At 56.4% G+C, this 14,197-nt stretch carries 12 protein-coding genes and 1 tRNA gene; 7 read left to right on the top strand and 6 right to left on the bottom strand.

What is annotated here, in order from left to right:
* The first annotated feature begins 526 nt into the window (after positions 1-526).
* The 4 genes from VQ830_RS00985 (at position 527) to VQ830_RS00970 (ending at position 4,913) form a co-directional block, all read left to right on the top strand.
* On the top strand, positions 527-1,030 hold the full coding sequence (locus VQ830_RS00985; RefSeq protein ID WP_337266189.1) for an NUDIX hydrolase: 504 nt from the start codon (positions 527-529) through the stop codon (positions 1,028-1,030).
* Between the two features lie 66 nt (positions 1,031-1,096).
* Positions 1,097-2,596 carry an inorganic phosphate transporter gene (locus VQ830_RS00980; RefSeq protein WP_337266188.1) on the top strand — a complete coding sequence of 500 codons (1,500 nt, stop codon included), beginning with the start codon at positions 1,097-1,099 and terminating at the stop codon, positions 2,594-2,596.
* A gap of 84 nt (positions 2,597-2,680) precedes the next feature.
* Complete coding sequence (locus VQ830_RS00975; protein ID WP_337266187.1) at positions 2,681-3,418, top strand: 16S rRNA (uracil(1498)-N(3))-methyltransferase; 738 nt, start codon at positions 2,681-2,683, stop codon at positions 3,416-3,418.
* 121 nt (positions 3,419-3,539) lie between these two features.
* A complete protein-coding gene (locus VQ830_RS00970) occupies positions 3,540-4,913 on the top strand; it encodes a glutamate--cysteine ligase (RefSeq protein WP_337266186.1) in 1,374 nt (457 codons plus the stop codon).
* Between the two features lie 123 nt (positions 4,914-5,036).
* On the opposite strand, the gene VQ830_RS00965 is transcribed toward VQ830_RS00970, so the two are convergent.
* Positions 5,037-5,333: a DUF1127 domain-containing protein gene (locus VQ830_RS00965; RefSeq protein ID WP_337266185.1), complete on the bottom strand. Its 297-nt coding sequence runs from the start codon at positions 5,331-5,333 to the stop codon at positions 5,037-5,039.
* Positions 5,334-5,539: 206 nt separating this feature from the next.
* Here VQ830_RS00965 and VQ830_RS00960 point away from each other — a divergent pair, with 206 nt between their 5' ends.
* A complete protein-coding gene (locus VQ830_RS00960; RefSeq protein ID WP_337266184.1) occupies positions 5,540-6,499 on the top strand; it encodes a LysR substrate-binding domain-containing protein in 960 nt (319 codons plus the stop codon).
* A gap of 30 nt (positions 6,500-6,529) precedes the next feature.
* On the opposite strand, the gene VQ830_RS00955 is transcribed toward VQ830_RS00960, so the two are convergent.
* The 3 genes from VQ830_RS00955 to VQ830_RS00945 all read right to left on the bottom strand — a co-directional run bounded on the left by VQ830_RS00955 (position 6,530) and on the right by VQ830_RS00945 (position 9,706).
* On the bottom strand, positions 6,530-6,958 hold the full coding sequence (locus VQ830_RS00955) for an MAPEG family protein (protein WP_337266183.1): 429 nt from the start codon (positions 6,956-6,958) through the stop codon (positions 6,530-6,532).
* 27 nt (positions 6,959-6,985) lie between these two features.
* Positions 6,986-8,470, bottom strand: a complete 1,485-nt coding sequence (gene guaB, locus VQ830_RS00950) for an IMP dehydrogenase (RefSeq protein ID WP_337266182.1) — start codon at positions 8,468-8,470, stop codon at positions 6,986-6,988.
* Between the two features lie 246 nt (positions 8,471-8,716).
* On the bottom strand, positions 8,717-9,706 hold the full coding sequence (locus tag VQ830_RS00945; protein ID WP_337266181.1) for an MBL fold metallo-hydrolase: 990 nt from the start codon (positions 9,704-9,706) through the stop codon (positions 8,717-8,719).
* A gap of 228 nt (positions 9,707-9,934) precedes the next feature.
* On the opposite strand from VQ830_RS00945, the gene VQ830_RS00940 reads away from it, so the two are divergent.
* Complete coding sequence (locus VQ830_RS00940) at positions 9,935-11,365, top strand: DHA2 family efflux MFS transporter permease subunit (RefSeq protein WP_337266180.1); 1,431 nt, start codon at positions 9,935-9,937, stop codon at positions 11,363-11,365.
* 37 nt (positions 11,366-11,402) lie between these two features.
* On the opposite strand, the gene VQ830_RS00935 is transcribed toward VQ830_RS00940, so the two are convergent.
* Both VQ830_RS00935 and VQ830_RS00930 read right to left on the bottom strand, forming a co-directional pair.
* Complete coding sequence (locus tag VQ830_RS00935) at positions 11,403-12,113, bottom strand: RlmE family RNA methyltransferase (protein ID WP_337266179.1); 711 nt, start codon at positions 12,111-12,113, stop codon at positions 11,403-11,405.
* A 122-nt stretch (positions 12,114-12,235) separates the two neighbouring features.
* Positions 12,236-13,762 (bottom strand): Ppx/GppA phosphatase family protein, encoded by a 1,527-nt coding sequence (locus VQ830_RS00930; RefSeq protein WP_337266178.1) that lies wholly within the window; start codon positions 13,760-13,762, stop codon positions 12,236-12,238.
* A 281-nt stretch (positions 13,763-14,043) separates the two neighbouring features.
* Between VQ830_RS00930 and VQ830_RS00925 the strand changes: the two genes are divergently transcribed.
* Positions 14,044-14,117, top strand: a tRNA-Gln gene (locus VQ830_RS00925).
* Positions 14,118-14,197: the final 80 nt, after the last annotated feature.

The following is a 14,197-nucleotide window of genomic DNA, read 5'->3' as shown; positions in this document are numbered from 1 at the left end:
ACGCCCTCCCTGATTTGCGTCCGCTCGTCGAGCGCTCTACGCGAGGCTACCAGTTCCCTCAATCTTGAGCAAATGCGGCACCATCCGACGGATCAAAGAAAGACATGAAAAGATCTTTGTAACAGGCCCGCACAAGCTCGCATTGGTAGAAAAGCCCTCGAGACTTTCACTACCTTGCCGTGGTGCCTCACCATGACATCACAGAGAAAGACGCAACAAATGACCGAAAACGGGAACTTTTCGCGCTGCTGGCGATCTTGAAGGCTCGCGTTGGGAAACGACGCGAAACAAGATCCGAAACAAACGAAAATCATCCCTAAAATAGTCCGGGATCAACTAAGCCGGCTATTGATTGTAACACCGATAGAACTCATATTGAACGCGTGTGCAACGCGACTCGAAATGAGACGGTTTGAGGAGTCGCGGGACAATCGCAAAACTTCGTTTTTGACGGTTTGCGCTTTCCGAAAAAATAGTAATTGCCGTGTCAATGTAGAAAGAGCTGAAGCGAAAGGTCACCCAATCATTGAATATATTGTCCTCTCTTTTGTCTGACGTTCAGCTGATGTTCCGGCGCCCGCCGCGACAGCAGTATGCAGCTCTTTGCTATCGGACAAAGAAGAAGACGGGTGAACTGGAAGTGATGCTTGCCACGAGCCGCGATACCGGTCGTTGGATCATCCCCAAGGGCTGGCCGATGGCGGGAAAGGCAGCGCATGAAGCTGCTGAGCGCGAAGCACTGGAAGAAGCCGGCGTTGCCGGCAAGATCCACGAAAAGCCGCTTGGGTTTTACAACTACAACAAGGCACTGAAAGACGGACTTTGCGTGACCTGTCAGGTGCAGGTCTATCCGCTTGAGGTCATCGGCACAGCTCGCAAGTTTAAAGAAAAAGGCGAACGAAGGATTGAATGGGTAAGCTGTCAAGAAGCGGCTGCGCGTGTGCAGGAGCCGCAGCTGAAAGCCCTCTTTTATCTCTTCGAAAGGCAGATGGGTCAGATCAATTTGGCGGACAGGCTGGCGGCAGAGTAAAATCTGTCATGACAGTCTGTTAGTTTGATGGTGGATGACCAGAACGGGCGCGACGAAAAGGCGCCGATGAAACAAAAGCCTGTTATTCTGACGAAGAAGACCCTCGACAAGGATCTGGACAAGGTCACGCATGTCGAGGATGCCTCAAAGTTTGTCGCCAAAACGCTTGTCTCGCCTGGGCTCGGCTTGATCTTTCTCGGATTGGCTGCGCTATGGGCGAGCACCTATGCTTTTGGCCAACCGGGCGCCGTTGTGATCGTCATCGCAGCCGCCATTGCCGCTTACATGGCAATGAACATTGGTGCTAATGACGTCACCAATAATGTCGGCGCAGCTGTTGGCGCACGCGCCATCACGATGACTCAGGCGCTTGTTCTTGCGGCTATCTTCGAGATTCTCGGCGCAACCATCGGAGGAAACGACGTCGTAAAGACAATTTCCTCGGATATTGTCGATATCGTTGCGATACCAAAGGCCCATGTAACCTGGATCATGATGGCCTCTCTCGCGGCCGCAGCCATCTGGGTCAATCTCGCAACCTGGTTCAACGCGCCGGTCTCAACGACCCATGCTATCGTTGGCGCGGTCATCGGTGCAGGCCTTGCCGCGCAAGGTGTTTCGGCGGTTCAATGGCCTGTCGTTCTGGAAATCACCTCCGCCTGGGTCACGTCGCCTCTCCTTGGCGGATTGGTCGCTGCGGCGCTTCTTTATTTCATCAAAACTTTCATTCTGTACCGCGACGATAAGATAAGTGCAGCAAAGCGATGGATCCCCGTTCTCATAGGGCTCATGGGTGGCGGATTTACCAGCTACATGATCCTGCAGTTAACCTCCTCTGGCAGCCTTTCTTCGTTGACTATTCTTGCGCTCGGCGTGGTGGGCGGCATTGCATGCTGGGGCATTTCTCGTCCCATCGTACGGCGCGAAGCAGCCGGACTGGAGAATCGCAATAGTTCGCTACGCGTTTTGTTTCGATTTCCTTTGATTGGATCCGCAGCACTGTTGTCCTTTGCCCATGGGGCCAATGATGTTTCCAATGCCGTCGGTCCTTTATCGGCCATTGTGCGCGTGACAGAAGGCGATCATCTGCATCAACATGGACCTGCGCAGTTCTGGACGCTTCTTATCGGGGCATTGGGAATTTCGGTCGGATTGCTTCTGTTCGGGCCTCGGCTTATCCGTCTGGTTGGCGAGCAGATCACCAAGTTGAACCCAATGCGTGCCTATTGCGTGGCGCTTTCCACCGCGATCACCGTCATCGTCGCTTCCTGGCTGGGGCTGCCCATTAGCACGACGCATATTGCAGTGGGTTCTGTCTTTGGTGTCGGCTTTTTCCGAGAGTGGTATACGCGTCATTCCAAGCGCCGGCTCGACTATATTCGCAGGCGCGCCCAGGAGTGGCAGATCGATGAGCCTCCCAATCCCGACCAATATGAGGTAGGCCGTCGCCGCTTGGTGCGCCGATCGCATTTCATGACCATCGTCGGTGCGTGGACGATTACCGTTCCTGTCGCAGCTGTACTGTCAGCTTGCCTCTATTGGTTTATGACATTTGTCTTTCTATAACGCGCAAGATCACTGCGCAGAAGAACAACCTTCACTTGGCTTACCTGTCTGCCAATTGAACAAACTCAGACGGAGGACTTGAACATGCGCGCCAATTTCCGCATGCAGCGGCTTTTCGTCGACAGCAATTTGGGACCCGAAACAGCGATCGAAGCCAGTGCAGAGCAGTATAACTATCTGGCGAATGTGCTTCGACTCGAGAACGATCGTGAGATCCTGACATTCAATGGGCGCGATGGGGAATGGCGAACGAGACTTTCCTTTCCCACCCGCAAGCGGCTGTTGCTGATCCCCGTCGAGCAGATTAGGCCGCAGCCTGCCGCCTCCGACCTCCACTATCTCTTTGCGCCGCTCAAGATCGGCAGACTCGATTATTTGGTACAAAAGGCAGTGGAAATGGGAGCCGGACATTTACAGCCTGTGATGACGCAACATGTTCAGGGGCGCATCAACAGCCTTGAGAAGATAACGGCCAATGTCATCGAAGCAGCCGAACAATGCGGCATCCTTTCCATTCCATCGGTTGCGCAGCCTGCAAAACTGACTGATCTTCTCGACGGCTGGGATCGCGCGCGTCGGATCATCTTTTGTGATGAAGGCGAGGAAAGCCAAAATCCGTTGCCGTCTCTGGCACAAATCCAGGAGCGCAAGCTCGCGCTTCTTGTCGGCCCGGAGGGCGGCTTTTCGTTCGAGGAGCGCGAGCAGTTGCGCAATCTTCCGTTCGTCACAGCCATTCCTCTTGGACCCCGCATTTTGAGAGCCGATACAGCTGCGGTCGCTGCCCTCGCCGTTGTTCAGGCGACGATCGGCGACTGGCGCTAAACGCCTCATGGTCGCTATTTTTGATGATGCTATGAAAGAATTTCACTTGCATCCAATCTCCCCGCTCCCCTAATCAGCGTAACACAAGCCGTAGTCTCGGCTCCTACCAACGGAAATTTGAATGGCCCGCGATACAGTCGACCAGAGACCCCTCACTTCGGTCCAGCAATTGACCGACTACTTAGCGGGCGGATGCAAACCTGAAGAAGAGTTTCGCATTGGTACGGAGCATGAAAAATTCGTGTTTTTCCGGCAGGGTTTGGCGCCTGTCCCTTACGCCGGCGATGCCAGCATTTCGGCTTTGTTGAAGGGAATGCAGGCCGCCAGCGGCTGGGAGCCCATCATGGATGGCGAGAACATCATTGGCCTTGGTGAGCCAAGTGGTATGGGCGCAATTTCCATTGAGCCAGGGGGGCAGTTTGAACTGTCCGGCGCACCGCTCCGATCGATCCACGAAACCTGCAAAGAATCGAACCGGCACCTCGAGGTCCTTCGGACCATTGCCGAGCCTATGGGTATCGGTTTTCTCGGCATTGGCGGCAGCCCGAAGTGGACGCTTGACGAAACGCCGCGCATGCCGAAATCCCGTTATGCCATCATGACGGACTATATGCCGAAGGTAGGCTCGCAGGGTCTGGACATGATGTATCGGACCTGCACGATCCAGGTGAACCTCGACTTTTCCTCCGAGGAGGATATGCGTCGAAAGATGCGGGTGTCGATGAAGCTTCAGTCCTTGGCGACCGCGCTTTTTGCCTCTTCACCCTTTACCGAGGGAAAAACTAACGGTCTTCAATCCTGGCGCGGCGATATCTGGCGCGACACGGACAATCAACGCTCCGGCCTACTCGAATTTACCTTCAACGACGATTTCGGTTTTGAAAATTATGTCGAATGGGCCCTCGACGTCCCGATGTACTTCATCGTCCGCGAGGGTCGCTATCATCCCTGCACGCATATTACGTTCCGTCAGTTCATGGCAGGTGCCCTTAAAGGCGAGGTTGCTGATTACGAGCCCACAATTGGTGATTGGACGAACCATCTCTCCACCCTCTTCCCGGATGTAAGGCTCAAGCGGTTCCTGGAAATGCGCGGCGCAGACGGCGGACCGTGGCGCCGCATTTGTGCCCTGCCCGCCTTGTGGGTTGGACTTCTTTACGACGATGCGGCCCTTGGCGCCGCCGACGCACTTACTAAAGATTGGACTTTCGACGAGGTTCAGGCACTGCGCGACGCCGTCCCGGCCAGCGGACTGAAGACATCGTTTCGAAACCAAGATCTCAGCGAGATCGCGCGCGAGGTTCTGGCAATCAGCCGCAGCGGCCTGAAATCCCGCCAGCAACTGAATGGTGAAGGCCAGGACGAGACGATCTTTCTCAGTCCGCTGGAAGAGGTTCTAGCCAAGAAGGCGACACTGTCGGACGATCTTCTAGCTCTTTACAACGACCGCTGGGCGCAATCGATCGATCCCTTGTTTGCCGAGTATCAATACTGAAAATCTCAACGGCCATTCTGTCGTCGAGGTTATTCGACCGCTGATAAAAAAACCCGGTAACGGCAAAGCCGTACCGGGTAAAGTTGCAGGGCTATTGGCGTGACCCTGCGGGGAAAACAGGCATTAAAGCTTTGTGATCATGTCGTGATCGGAGTGGCGAGTGCGGGCGGTCAGCGACAGATGAGACGAAGGGTCCTGAAAGAAGGACGATGTGCCAAAAGCATCGTACAAGTCGCTGCGTCTCAAGCCGATATCCGCCAGCTGAGAATCCGTTAGGTCATGCAGCCCGTTGACAACGCGTCTGTTTCCGAGAGCCTTCCATAGGGCAGCTAGCGGCTTCAGACCGGCCGTCACGAGACGGACAAGAACGATGCCTGGCTGGCGGCTACTATAACCTGCGGTTTGGTCGATCATGCGCATCGAACTTCTCCTTTCTTCCGAGCGCGAGGACGTCCACCCTCGCGCCTTGAAAAGGCAGAAGGCTGACGGCCGAAATCGGAGCATGGGCGCCGCAGCTTTGCGGGCCGGTTGGTTTGCTTGATTGCATTGACAAGATGTCGCAGGACTATTGATCAGTCCAACGAATGTTTCTAATGATTAGCATCAGGGAACTTTATAGGTGAAGCATGACAGCGCCGCTCGACATCGATCAACTGCATACGTTCATTGCCATTGTTGACTCTGGAAGCTTCACAAAGGCCGCCGACCGCGTCTTTAAAACGCAATCTGCAGTCTCCATGCAGATGCGCCGCTTGGAGGAGCGGATCGGCAAACAGCTGTTCATCAAGGATGGACGGGGCAACCGACTGAGTACGGAAGGCGAGAAGCTTCTAAATTATGCACGGCGTATCATCCGGCTCAACAATGAGGCTATCGCTGCCTTCGACGATAATCGGCTGGAAGGAAGCCTCAGGATCGGCACACCGGATGATTACGCAGAGCGTTTCATGCCCGAGATCATCGGCCGCTTTGCAAAGACGCATCCGAACGTAGAGCTCTTCATTTCCTGCGAACCATCCGTCGATCTTGCCGAACGCATACAACGTGGCGAGTTGGATATCGCTCTTGTGACCCACAATCCGCGCGAGCGTGTGTCTGAGGTGGTGCGAACAGAGCCTCTATGCTGGGTCAGTTCAGCCAATCATCCTTTGCCGGACGATGCGCCCGTTCCGCTCGCGGTCGGCAGGCGCGATTGCGTCTGGCGTCAGCAAGCCGCGGCTGCTCTCAACGCGGTGGGCCGGGAGCATCAGATCCTCTTCACAAGCTGGTCATGCACGGTGATCGCGGCGGCCGTATTGTCTGGCCTTGCCGTTTCGGTAATGCCCGAATCGGCTTTGCGGCCAGGGATGAAGGTCCTGAGCCAAGCCGACGGTTTCCCGCCGCTTCCGCCTGTCCAGATCGGCATCATGAAACGGCCGGGCGTTTCGCTGTCTCTTATGAATGCCATCACGGCGCACATCGCTGCTTGCCTCGACAATATTTCGCCCGCCGTTGTCGACGAAAACCTCGAGCCGGATCTTGGTAACGGACTGGTGCGCCAGTATCCACGGCTAAAGATCAGTAATGGCGGCCTTTCCAGCTGGTAACTGGCAAGCCGCCAAAGGCAAGTCGCATTATCAGGGGCTGGTTGCCATCCAGATCAACAGCCAGAGCCACATGCCGCCAAGCGCGGCAAAACCCGCCATGAAGAGATTGCTGCGAATTTTGATGTTGTTGCTCGTAATATGCACGTAAGCCTGGGCATATCTCAGTGCTATGAACAGCCAAGCCAGGGCTAGGGACACCACATTATCGGCTTCGGTTATGTACGTCAGGATGCAGCACACATAGAAGAGGATCGGCAACTCGAACTGATTGGCGATGCAATGGTTGACGACCCGGCTTTCCGTTGGTTCGCTTCTGTTTTCTCGAAACTCATCGATCTTGAGACGACCGGCCCGAAACATGCGCATACGACGCACGCGCAGCACACCGTACAGGCCATAAACCAACGCTGCATGCGCGCCGATTGGCCAGAACATTTCATATCCTGTGAAGCCCTTCATTGCGGAGCCTTCCTTTTCTTATAAAGATCAGGCGCCGAAGCCAGGATAGTTGGGGCTTTCCCGCGTGATGGTCACATCATGGGCATGGCTTTCGCGAAGGCCCGCGCCAGAGATGCGCACGAAAGTCGCCTTTGCCTGGAAATCCTTGAGATCGCGACCACCGACATACCCCATGGCGGCGCGCAAACCGCCCGTCAGCTGATGCAGAACGCCGGATACAGGCCCCTTATAGGGGACTTGGCCTTCGATGCCCTCAGGCACGAGCTTGAGCGTATCGCGAACTTCAGCCTGGAAATAACGGTCTGCGGAGCCGCGGGCCATCGCACCAACCGATCCCATCCCGCGATAGGCTTTGAACGAACGGCCCTGGTGCAGGTAGACTTCTCCGGGGCTTTCTTCCGTCCCGGCAAGAAGCGAACCGACCATGACAGCGGAAGCGCCGGTTGCAATTGCCTTGGCAAGGTCGCCGGAGAATTTGATACCGCCATCGGCAATGACCGGAATATCTTGAGCATACGCGGCCTCGACAGCGGCCATGATGGCCGCCAGCTGCGGAACGCCGACACCGGCAACGATACGTGTCGTGCAGATCGAGCCAGGGCCAATACCAACCTTGACTGCATCGGCGCCCGCATCGATCAAAGCGCGCGTGCCGTCATAGGTTGCCACATTGCCAGCCATGATCCGAACAGAGTTGGAAAGCTTCTTGACCATGGTCACGGCTTCGAGAACGCGCTGCGAATGGCCATGCGCGGTATCGACCACGAGGAGATCGACACCAGCATCGATCAATCGCTCGGCGCGCTCAAAACCGTCGTCTCCGACGCTGATGGCAGCGGCAGCTCTCAAACGGCCCTGCAGATCCTTCGCTGCGTTCGGGTTCAGCTGGGACTTTTCGATATCCTTGACCGTGATCAGGCCAACGCAGCGCCCCTCTCCATCGATGACGAGCAGTTTTTCGATGCGATGGCTGTGAAGAAGACGTTTTGCTTCTTGCTGATCGACAGTTTCCTTCACAGTGACGAGATTATCCTTCGTCATCAGTTCGGCGACCTTCTGGCCGCGATCGGAGGCAAAGCGCACGTCGCGGTTTGTCAAAATACCAACAAGGCGCTGGGATTTTTCAACGACCGGAATGCCAGAAATGCCATGCGCTTTCATTAAGGACAGAGCCTCGTCAAGCGTCGCATCCGGGTTGATCGTCACCGGATTGACAACCATGCCGCTCTCGAACTTCTTGACCTGGCGAACCTGCTCGGCCTGCTCGATCGGGTCGAGGTTTCGATGAATGACGCCAAGACCGCCAGCCTGCGCCATCGCAATCGCCAGCCGGCTTTCCGTCACCGTATCCATTGCCGAGGAGAGGATCGGAATATTCAGCTCGAAACCGGCCGCAATGCGCGTGGTGACATTGGTCTGTCCCGGCATGACTTCCGAGTGGCCCGGCTGCAAGAGCACGTCGTCGAATGTCAGGGCATCCGCCCCGGTTGCCGTTTCAATGATGCGAGCCATGGCCAATTTCCTTCATCTAAAAAGCCGACCGGTCCGGAACGAAACATCATCACCGGCGGTCTGCAATAACTGCTTGGGAAGTTGGCGAGGGCTGGTAACACGTCTATGACAGGAAGGGAATAGCAAAAAAGGAATGGCTGCAGCGCGCTGATTGCGGGCTTCTAAGATGATCGCTCAACAGTTGAAAAAGCCTCGGCAAAGGGCCGGCCGCGGTCCCGCTTTAATCGGGGCCGCGACCCAGAAGCATTATAGATCGAATTGATAAGTTTTCGGTACGAAACGATAGCCGTCTTGGTACTTCTCCACGAATCCGACAGCCGGAAACGGCATATGATAGCCGAGGAATGGCACCCGTTCGGCAGCAAGCATGTCGAACACTCTGCGACGGGTCGCAGCCGCCTGCGCCTTGTCCATGTCGAAACGCACCTGCCAATCCGGATGCTGAAGCGACAGAATATAGTGATTGGCCGTATCGCCAGTCATCACTAGGCGTGCTTTTTCCGATTCGACATTGAAGATCATGTGGCCGGGTGTGTGGCCCGGAGCAAGCACTGCGCTCATGCCGCTAACGATAGTGTCGCCGTCTTTGAGAAAGGTGAAACGATCCTTCAGCGGCGCAACATTGGCCATCACCGCCTTATGGTTTCCTTCCGCTGGCGTTCCTTGGCGCGCTTTATCCGTCCAGAAATTGAACTCGGTTTCCCCCGTCACATAGCGCGCGTTTTTAAAGGCCGGCTCGCCGTTCTCCATGAGGCCGCCGATATGGTCACCGTGAAGGTGGGTGAGGGCAACGATGGTAATATCGGTGGGATCATAACCGGCTTCCTTCAGCCCGGCGAGCAATTGACCGCTTCCCTTTTCGCGACCCGACGCGCCAAAACCGGTATCGACCAAAACCCTTTCGGCCCCGGTATCGATCAACGTTGGGGAATAGCTGTTGACAATCTTGTCGGTTGGCAGGAAATTTTTTTCCAGCTCTTGCGCGACAGTCTCGGCTTTTTGATCCGTGCCAAAGGTTTCGTTCGGCTTTTCAAGTATTCCGGTGCCGTCGCGCACTACGGTGAAGTTGAAGTTGCCCAGTTTAAACTGGCTGATCTGCGGCACTTGCTTTCCCTTTCCTTCTGCAGTGTCTGCGGCCTGCGCAACACTCATGTTCCGCAAAAGGATTGGAGCTGCAAGAATACCGGCTCCGGCCGTAAAGAAACTGCGTCGTCCTATTCCATCGTTCATTGGCATTTTTCCATCCCATCTTGAGAGCTTTCAGGCGCAAATTGCGCAAAGCCGCGATGCATTTCCCCGGCAGAGCGGCTCGCGCGAGAAGTTGCGATTTTTTGCAAGCCAGACAAGTCTCATCACGCAGACGTGACCCTATGAAACTGCGACAGTACTCCCGCGTTATTGGCATGGGCGTCCCCCAGGACTACACAAGCCCCAAATTGCGCCACCCCTCCAGAGCTTTTCATTATGAACCGTATTGTCCCGCTTATTCTTGCAGTTGCCCTCTTTATGGAGCAGATGGACTCTACCGTCATTTCGACGGCTCTTCCGGCCATTGCAAAGGATCTCGACGTCGGGCCGATCACATTGAAGCTTGCCCTGACGTCATACATGGTGTCGCTTGCAGTCTTCATACCGGTCAGCGGCTGGATGGCGGATCGGTTTGGTGCCAAGAATATTTTCCGTGCGGCCATCGGCGTCTTCGTTGTTGGCTCGATCTGGTGCGCCGTTTCAGGTTCATTGCTAGAGTTCGTTTTTGCACGATTCTTTCAGGGCGTCGGCGGGGCGATGATGACGCCGGTCGGGCGCCTCGTGCTGCTGCGAACGACTGATCGCCGGCAACTTGTGTCAGCGATGGCGCTTCTGACCATTCCGGCTCTTGTCGGTCCGCTCGCTGGACCTCCGCTCGGCGGCTTTATTACGACCTATTTCAGCTGGCACTGGATCTTCCTGATCAACGTACCCGTCGGCATTATCGGTATCATCCTATCGACGATTTTCCTTCCTGCCGTCGAAGCGGAAAGGCCGCCAACCCTTGATTTCGTCGGTTTCCTGCTGACGTCCCTGTCTGCGGCCGGCGTCGTCTTCGGGCTGTCGGTGGTCAGCCTTCCAGCCTTGCCGCCGGCTTTGGGGATTGGCACGACGATTATCGGACTGATCTGCGGTGTTCTTTATTTCCACCATGCGAAGCGACACCCTGCCCCGATCCTCAACCTCAACCTTTTCAGGAATCCAACCTTCCGAGCCTCGATCATCGGCGGCAACATTTTTCGCATCTGTATCGGCGCCATTCCTTTTCTCGTCCCCTTGATGCTGCAACTCGGCTTCGGCCTCACACCATTCCAATCGGGACTGATCACTTTCTCCGGCGCGATCGGCGCAATCAGCACCAAGTTCATGGCGCGGCGTGTCTTCGAGGCTGTGGGCTTCAGGACGGCGCTGCTCGCAGCAGCAGCGGTCACCACGATCGTCACGATCGCAACCGGCTTTTTCATGCCGGACACCCCGCACATAACGATTATCCTTGTCCTGCTTATCGGCGGGTTCTCGCGTTCCTTCTTCTTCACCGGTACCAATGCTCTGGCCTATTCGGACGTCGAGAATGCCGAAGCCAGTCAAGCGACGTCCATCAGTTCAGTGATGCAGCAGATCAGCCTTGCGATGGGTGTTGCGGTGGCAGCGGCGATTCTGGAAGGATCAATCTATGTGCGCGGGGCATCGCTCGGTGTTACCGATTTCCATATCGCCTTTTACATGATTTCGATTTTGACGGTGATCGCCGCAATTCCGTTCTGGCGAATGGACCGCTACGCTGGCGCTGCGGTTTCCGGCCACCGCGCCGGGCTTGCCGCACAAGCAGCGGCTGTCGAGCCGCTCCACGAGAATTTGGCGAAATAAGGAACAGCCTGCCGCTTTGCGGAAGACTTTGGCTCACTCAATCGACTTGTTCTGGCTGACGGCCTTTGAAGCCTTTTGCCAAGAGGAACATCTCAACCGATTCGGCACGTGATGACGCTGGCTTGACATGCACGACCTGGCGAAAATGCTGCTTGAGCATGGTCAGAAGCTCGCGCTCGGTGCCACCTTGGAAGGTCTTGGTCAGGAAATGTCCGCCTTCCGCTAGAACTTCAACGGCGAAATGGGCGGCCACTTCGCAAAGATGCATGGTGCGCAGGTGGTCGGTGCGGTGGTGTCCCGTCGTCGGGGCCGCCATGTCGGAAATGACAAGATCGGGCGTGCCCCCAACGGCTTCCATCAGTTTAGCCGGAGCCTCGGCATCCAGAAAGTCCAGTTGCAGAATCTTGACGCCAGGCAGCGGCGCCATCTCCAAGAAGTCGATGGCTGCCACCCTTATGTCTTCATCTGTGGAATTGGTCACCTTCGAAGCGATCTGCGACCAGCTTCCAGGTGCTGCGCCGAGGTCGATGATGCGCTTGGCCCCCTTCAGGATTTGATGCTTTTCATCGATCTCCAGAAGCTTGAAGGCAGCGCGGGCACGATAGCCCTCCAGTTGAGCGCGCTGGACATATGGATCATTGATATGGCGCTCCAGCCATTGGCGAGAGGACGCCTTCATCTTCTTTTTCTTGACCCGCTGGCCGAGTTTGCGGCCGGTGCGATTGCCAGCAATGGGTGGCTTCGTCATGCGTACTCCTGTCTCGTAGCGCGGCGCAGTCTCCAAGGGGGCGCGAACGACGCTAGACTATGACTTTCATCCGTGTCGTCCGAACGAATGCACCTCAGCGCAGCAGTCGGGACGATCCTTCGCTATTTCTGCCTCGGGCGCCTGTGACGGCGACGCCAAACTCCATCATCGGCCATCATGTCGGTCAAAAGCCCTTCCCTCAAGCCCCGGTCCGCAACACGCATGCGCGGGCTTGGCCAGCGACGGCGGATCGCCTCAAGAATAGCGCAGCCAGCCAAGACAAGATCGGCACGATCAGGCCCGATGCAGGGATTGGCCGCACGGCTTTCAAAGTCCCACGATAGCAGCTTGCTCTGCATCGCGGTAACCTCGTCATCGGTCAACCAGACACCGTCAACCTTCCGACGGTCGTAGCGCGGAAGATCAAGATGGATACCGGCGAGCGTCGTCACGGTTCCGGAGGTTCCAATCAGATGAAAATCCCCAGGCTCTTCGCAACTGATGTCAGGGCATTCAAAAGCCGACAACATGGCCTCGACTTCTGAAACCATACCCTCGAAGCTTTCCGGCGTGACATCGTGCCCACCATGGCGTTCGGACAAGGTCACCACGCCGACCGGCAGCGAGGTCCAGTGCGTGATATGGTTCGCCAGTCGGTTGAAGCGGTTTTCGCCGATTCTGATGACGGCAATCTCCGATGAGCCGCCGCCAATATCAAAAAGCACAACCGAGCGGGTTTCGCGGCCGACAAGCGACGAACATCCGGAAACAGCAAGCCGTGCCTCCGTCTCGCGGTCGATGATTTCCAGAGAAAGCCCGGTTTCCTTGAGCACTCGATCGAGGAAGCTCTGTCCGTTTTCAGCGCGCCGGCATGCCTCGGTGGCAATCAGCCGCATGCGCCGGATCTCCCTGCTCTTCAGCTTGCTTGCGCAGACCCGCAGAGCATCGACGGCGCGATCCATGGCATCCTGAGACAGCCGGCCGCTGACCGCAAGGCCCTCACCAAGGCGCACGATACGCGAAAAAGCGTCGACGACGCGAAACTGCCCGGGACGTGTGGGCTGTGCAATCAAAAGACGGCAGTTGTTCGTCCCAAGATCAAGCGCCGCATAAAGATCATCCGAGGCAAAAGAATCGCCTGCGCGCGGCGCGGCTTCCTTGCGCGCGGAGGTGACCTGGACCGAAGATATGACCGGCTTGCCCGTCACCGAAATATCGACATCCAGCTTGAGTGAGGCGGTACCGTTTGCCGGCGCTGGACGGGCAGCGGTCAAAGGTCGCCCTTGCAGTCCACGCTTTCCCCGATGTCGGCGACGATTGCGCTTTGGCGCGCCGGCTTCCGGCTTCACCTCCACGGCAATGATCAGTTTGTCGGGGGTGCTTTGAGACGCTGACACCACAACAGGCGAGCCGCCGCCTTTTCCACGACGACGTCGCTTGCGCTTGCGCGCCAGATGCGTGACCTGCTCTTCATTGAGGCGCTTCTCCTGCCCGCTAGAAGCGGCAGGTGAATTGGCTTCAGCGGAATGCGGGCCGCGGGGCTTTCCGCCACGCTTTCCCTTGCGCCGACGAGACTTCTTCCCGTCCGCACGTTCCACCGGCTGCGCCCCGTTTTTCTGCGGCGCAGAGCCGCCTTCGGGGTCTTCCACGTTTGTATCCATGGCGCCGCGCGAGGCTTATCCGTCTAGCGGATTCAGCACGCAGCAGGCGCTTCTCTCAATTTTGCGTTGACACCAAGATATCAGTCAACGCCGAAATCGCCAACCCCCTTTCGGCCAAACCCCGGGTGTCTGCTAACAATGAGTTCGCCGAACGCATTCAGTTAATCCGCTCAAGGTCCGAAGACCTAAAAAATTTCAAGCTGGCAGTTGCAATCCGCCCTTATTTGTTTATAAGCCCGCTCATCAACGATCGCAAAGCGGCCGTCTGATGGGGAATAGTTCAACGGTAGAACGACGGACTCTGACTCCGTTAATCTTGGTTCGAATCCAGGTTCCCCAGCCAATTCTCCCTAAAACCTCGTAATTCCTTGATTTTCCAGTCGTGCCGGATATCGTTTTGGCATCATTGGCGACCTGATGCCC

This window comes from Oryzifoliimicrobium ureilyticum, from assembly GCF_037199735.1.
Taxonomy (GTDB): domain Bacteria; phylum Pseudomonadota; class Alphaproteobacteria; order Rhizobiales; family Rhizobiaceae; genus Rhizobium; species Rhizobium ureilyticus.
This window is presented reverse-complemented; position numbering and strand designations above follow the sequence as displayed.

Excerpts from the sequence above, each read along its gene's own strand:
- VQ830_RS00980 (WP_337266188.1), top strand. The coding sequence starts at position 1,097 with ATGAAACAAAAGCCTGTTATTCTGACGAAGAAGACCCTCGACAAGGAT.
- VQ830_RS00975 (WP_337266187.1), top strand. The coding sequence starts at position 2,681 with ATGCGCGCCAATTTCCGCATGCAGCGGCTTTTCGTCGACAGCAATTTG.
- VQ830_RS00970 (WP_337266186.1), top strand. The coding sequence starts at position 3,540 with ATGGCCCGCGATACAGTCGACCAGAGACCCCTCACTTCGGTCCAGCAA.
- VQ830_RS00965 (WP_337266185.1), bottom strand. The coding sequence starts at position 5,333 with ATGCGCATGATCGACCAAACCGCAGGTTATAGTAGCCGCCAGCCAGGC.
- VQ830_RS00960 (WP_337266184.1), top strand. The coding sequence starts at position 5,540 with ATGACAGCGCCGCTCGACATCGATCAACTGCATACGTTCATTGCCATT.
- VQ830_RS00955 (WP_337266183.1), bottom strand. The coding sequence starts at position 6,958 with ATGAAGGGCTTCACAGGATATGAAATGTTCTGGCCAATCGGCGCGCAT.
- guaB (WP_337266182.1), bottom strand. The coding sequence starts at position 8,470 with ATGGCTCGCATCATTGAAACGGCAACCGGGGCGGATGCCCTGACATTC.
- VQ830_RS00945 (WP_337266181.1), bottom strand. The coding sequence starts at position 9,706 with ATGCCAATGAACGATGGAATAGGACGACGCAGTTTCTTTACGGCCGGA.
- VQ830_RS00940 (WP_337266180.1), top strand. The coding sequence starts at position 9,935 with ATGAACCGTATTGTCCCGCTTATTCTTGCAGTTGCCCTCTTTATGGAG.
- VQ830_RS00935 (WP_337266179.1), bottom strand. The coding sequence starts at position 12,113 with ATGACGAAGCCACCCATTGCTGGCAATCGCACCGGCCGCAAACTCGGC.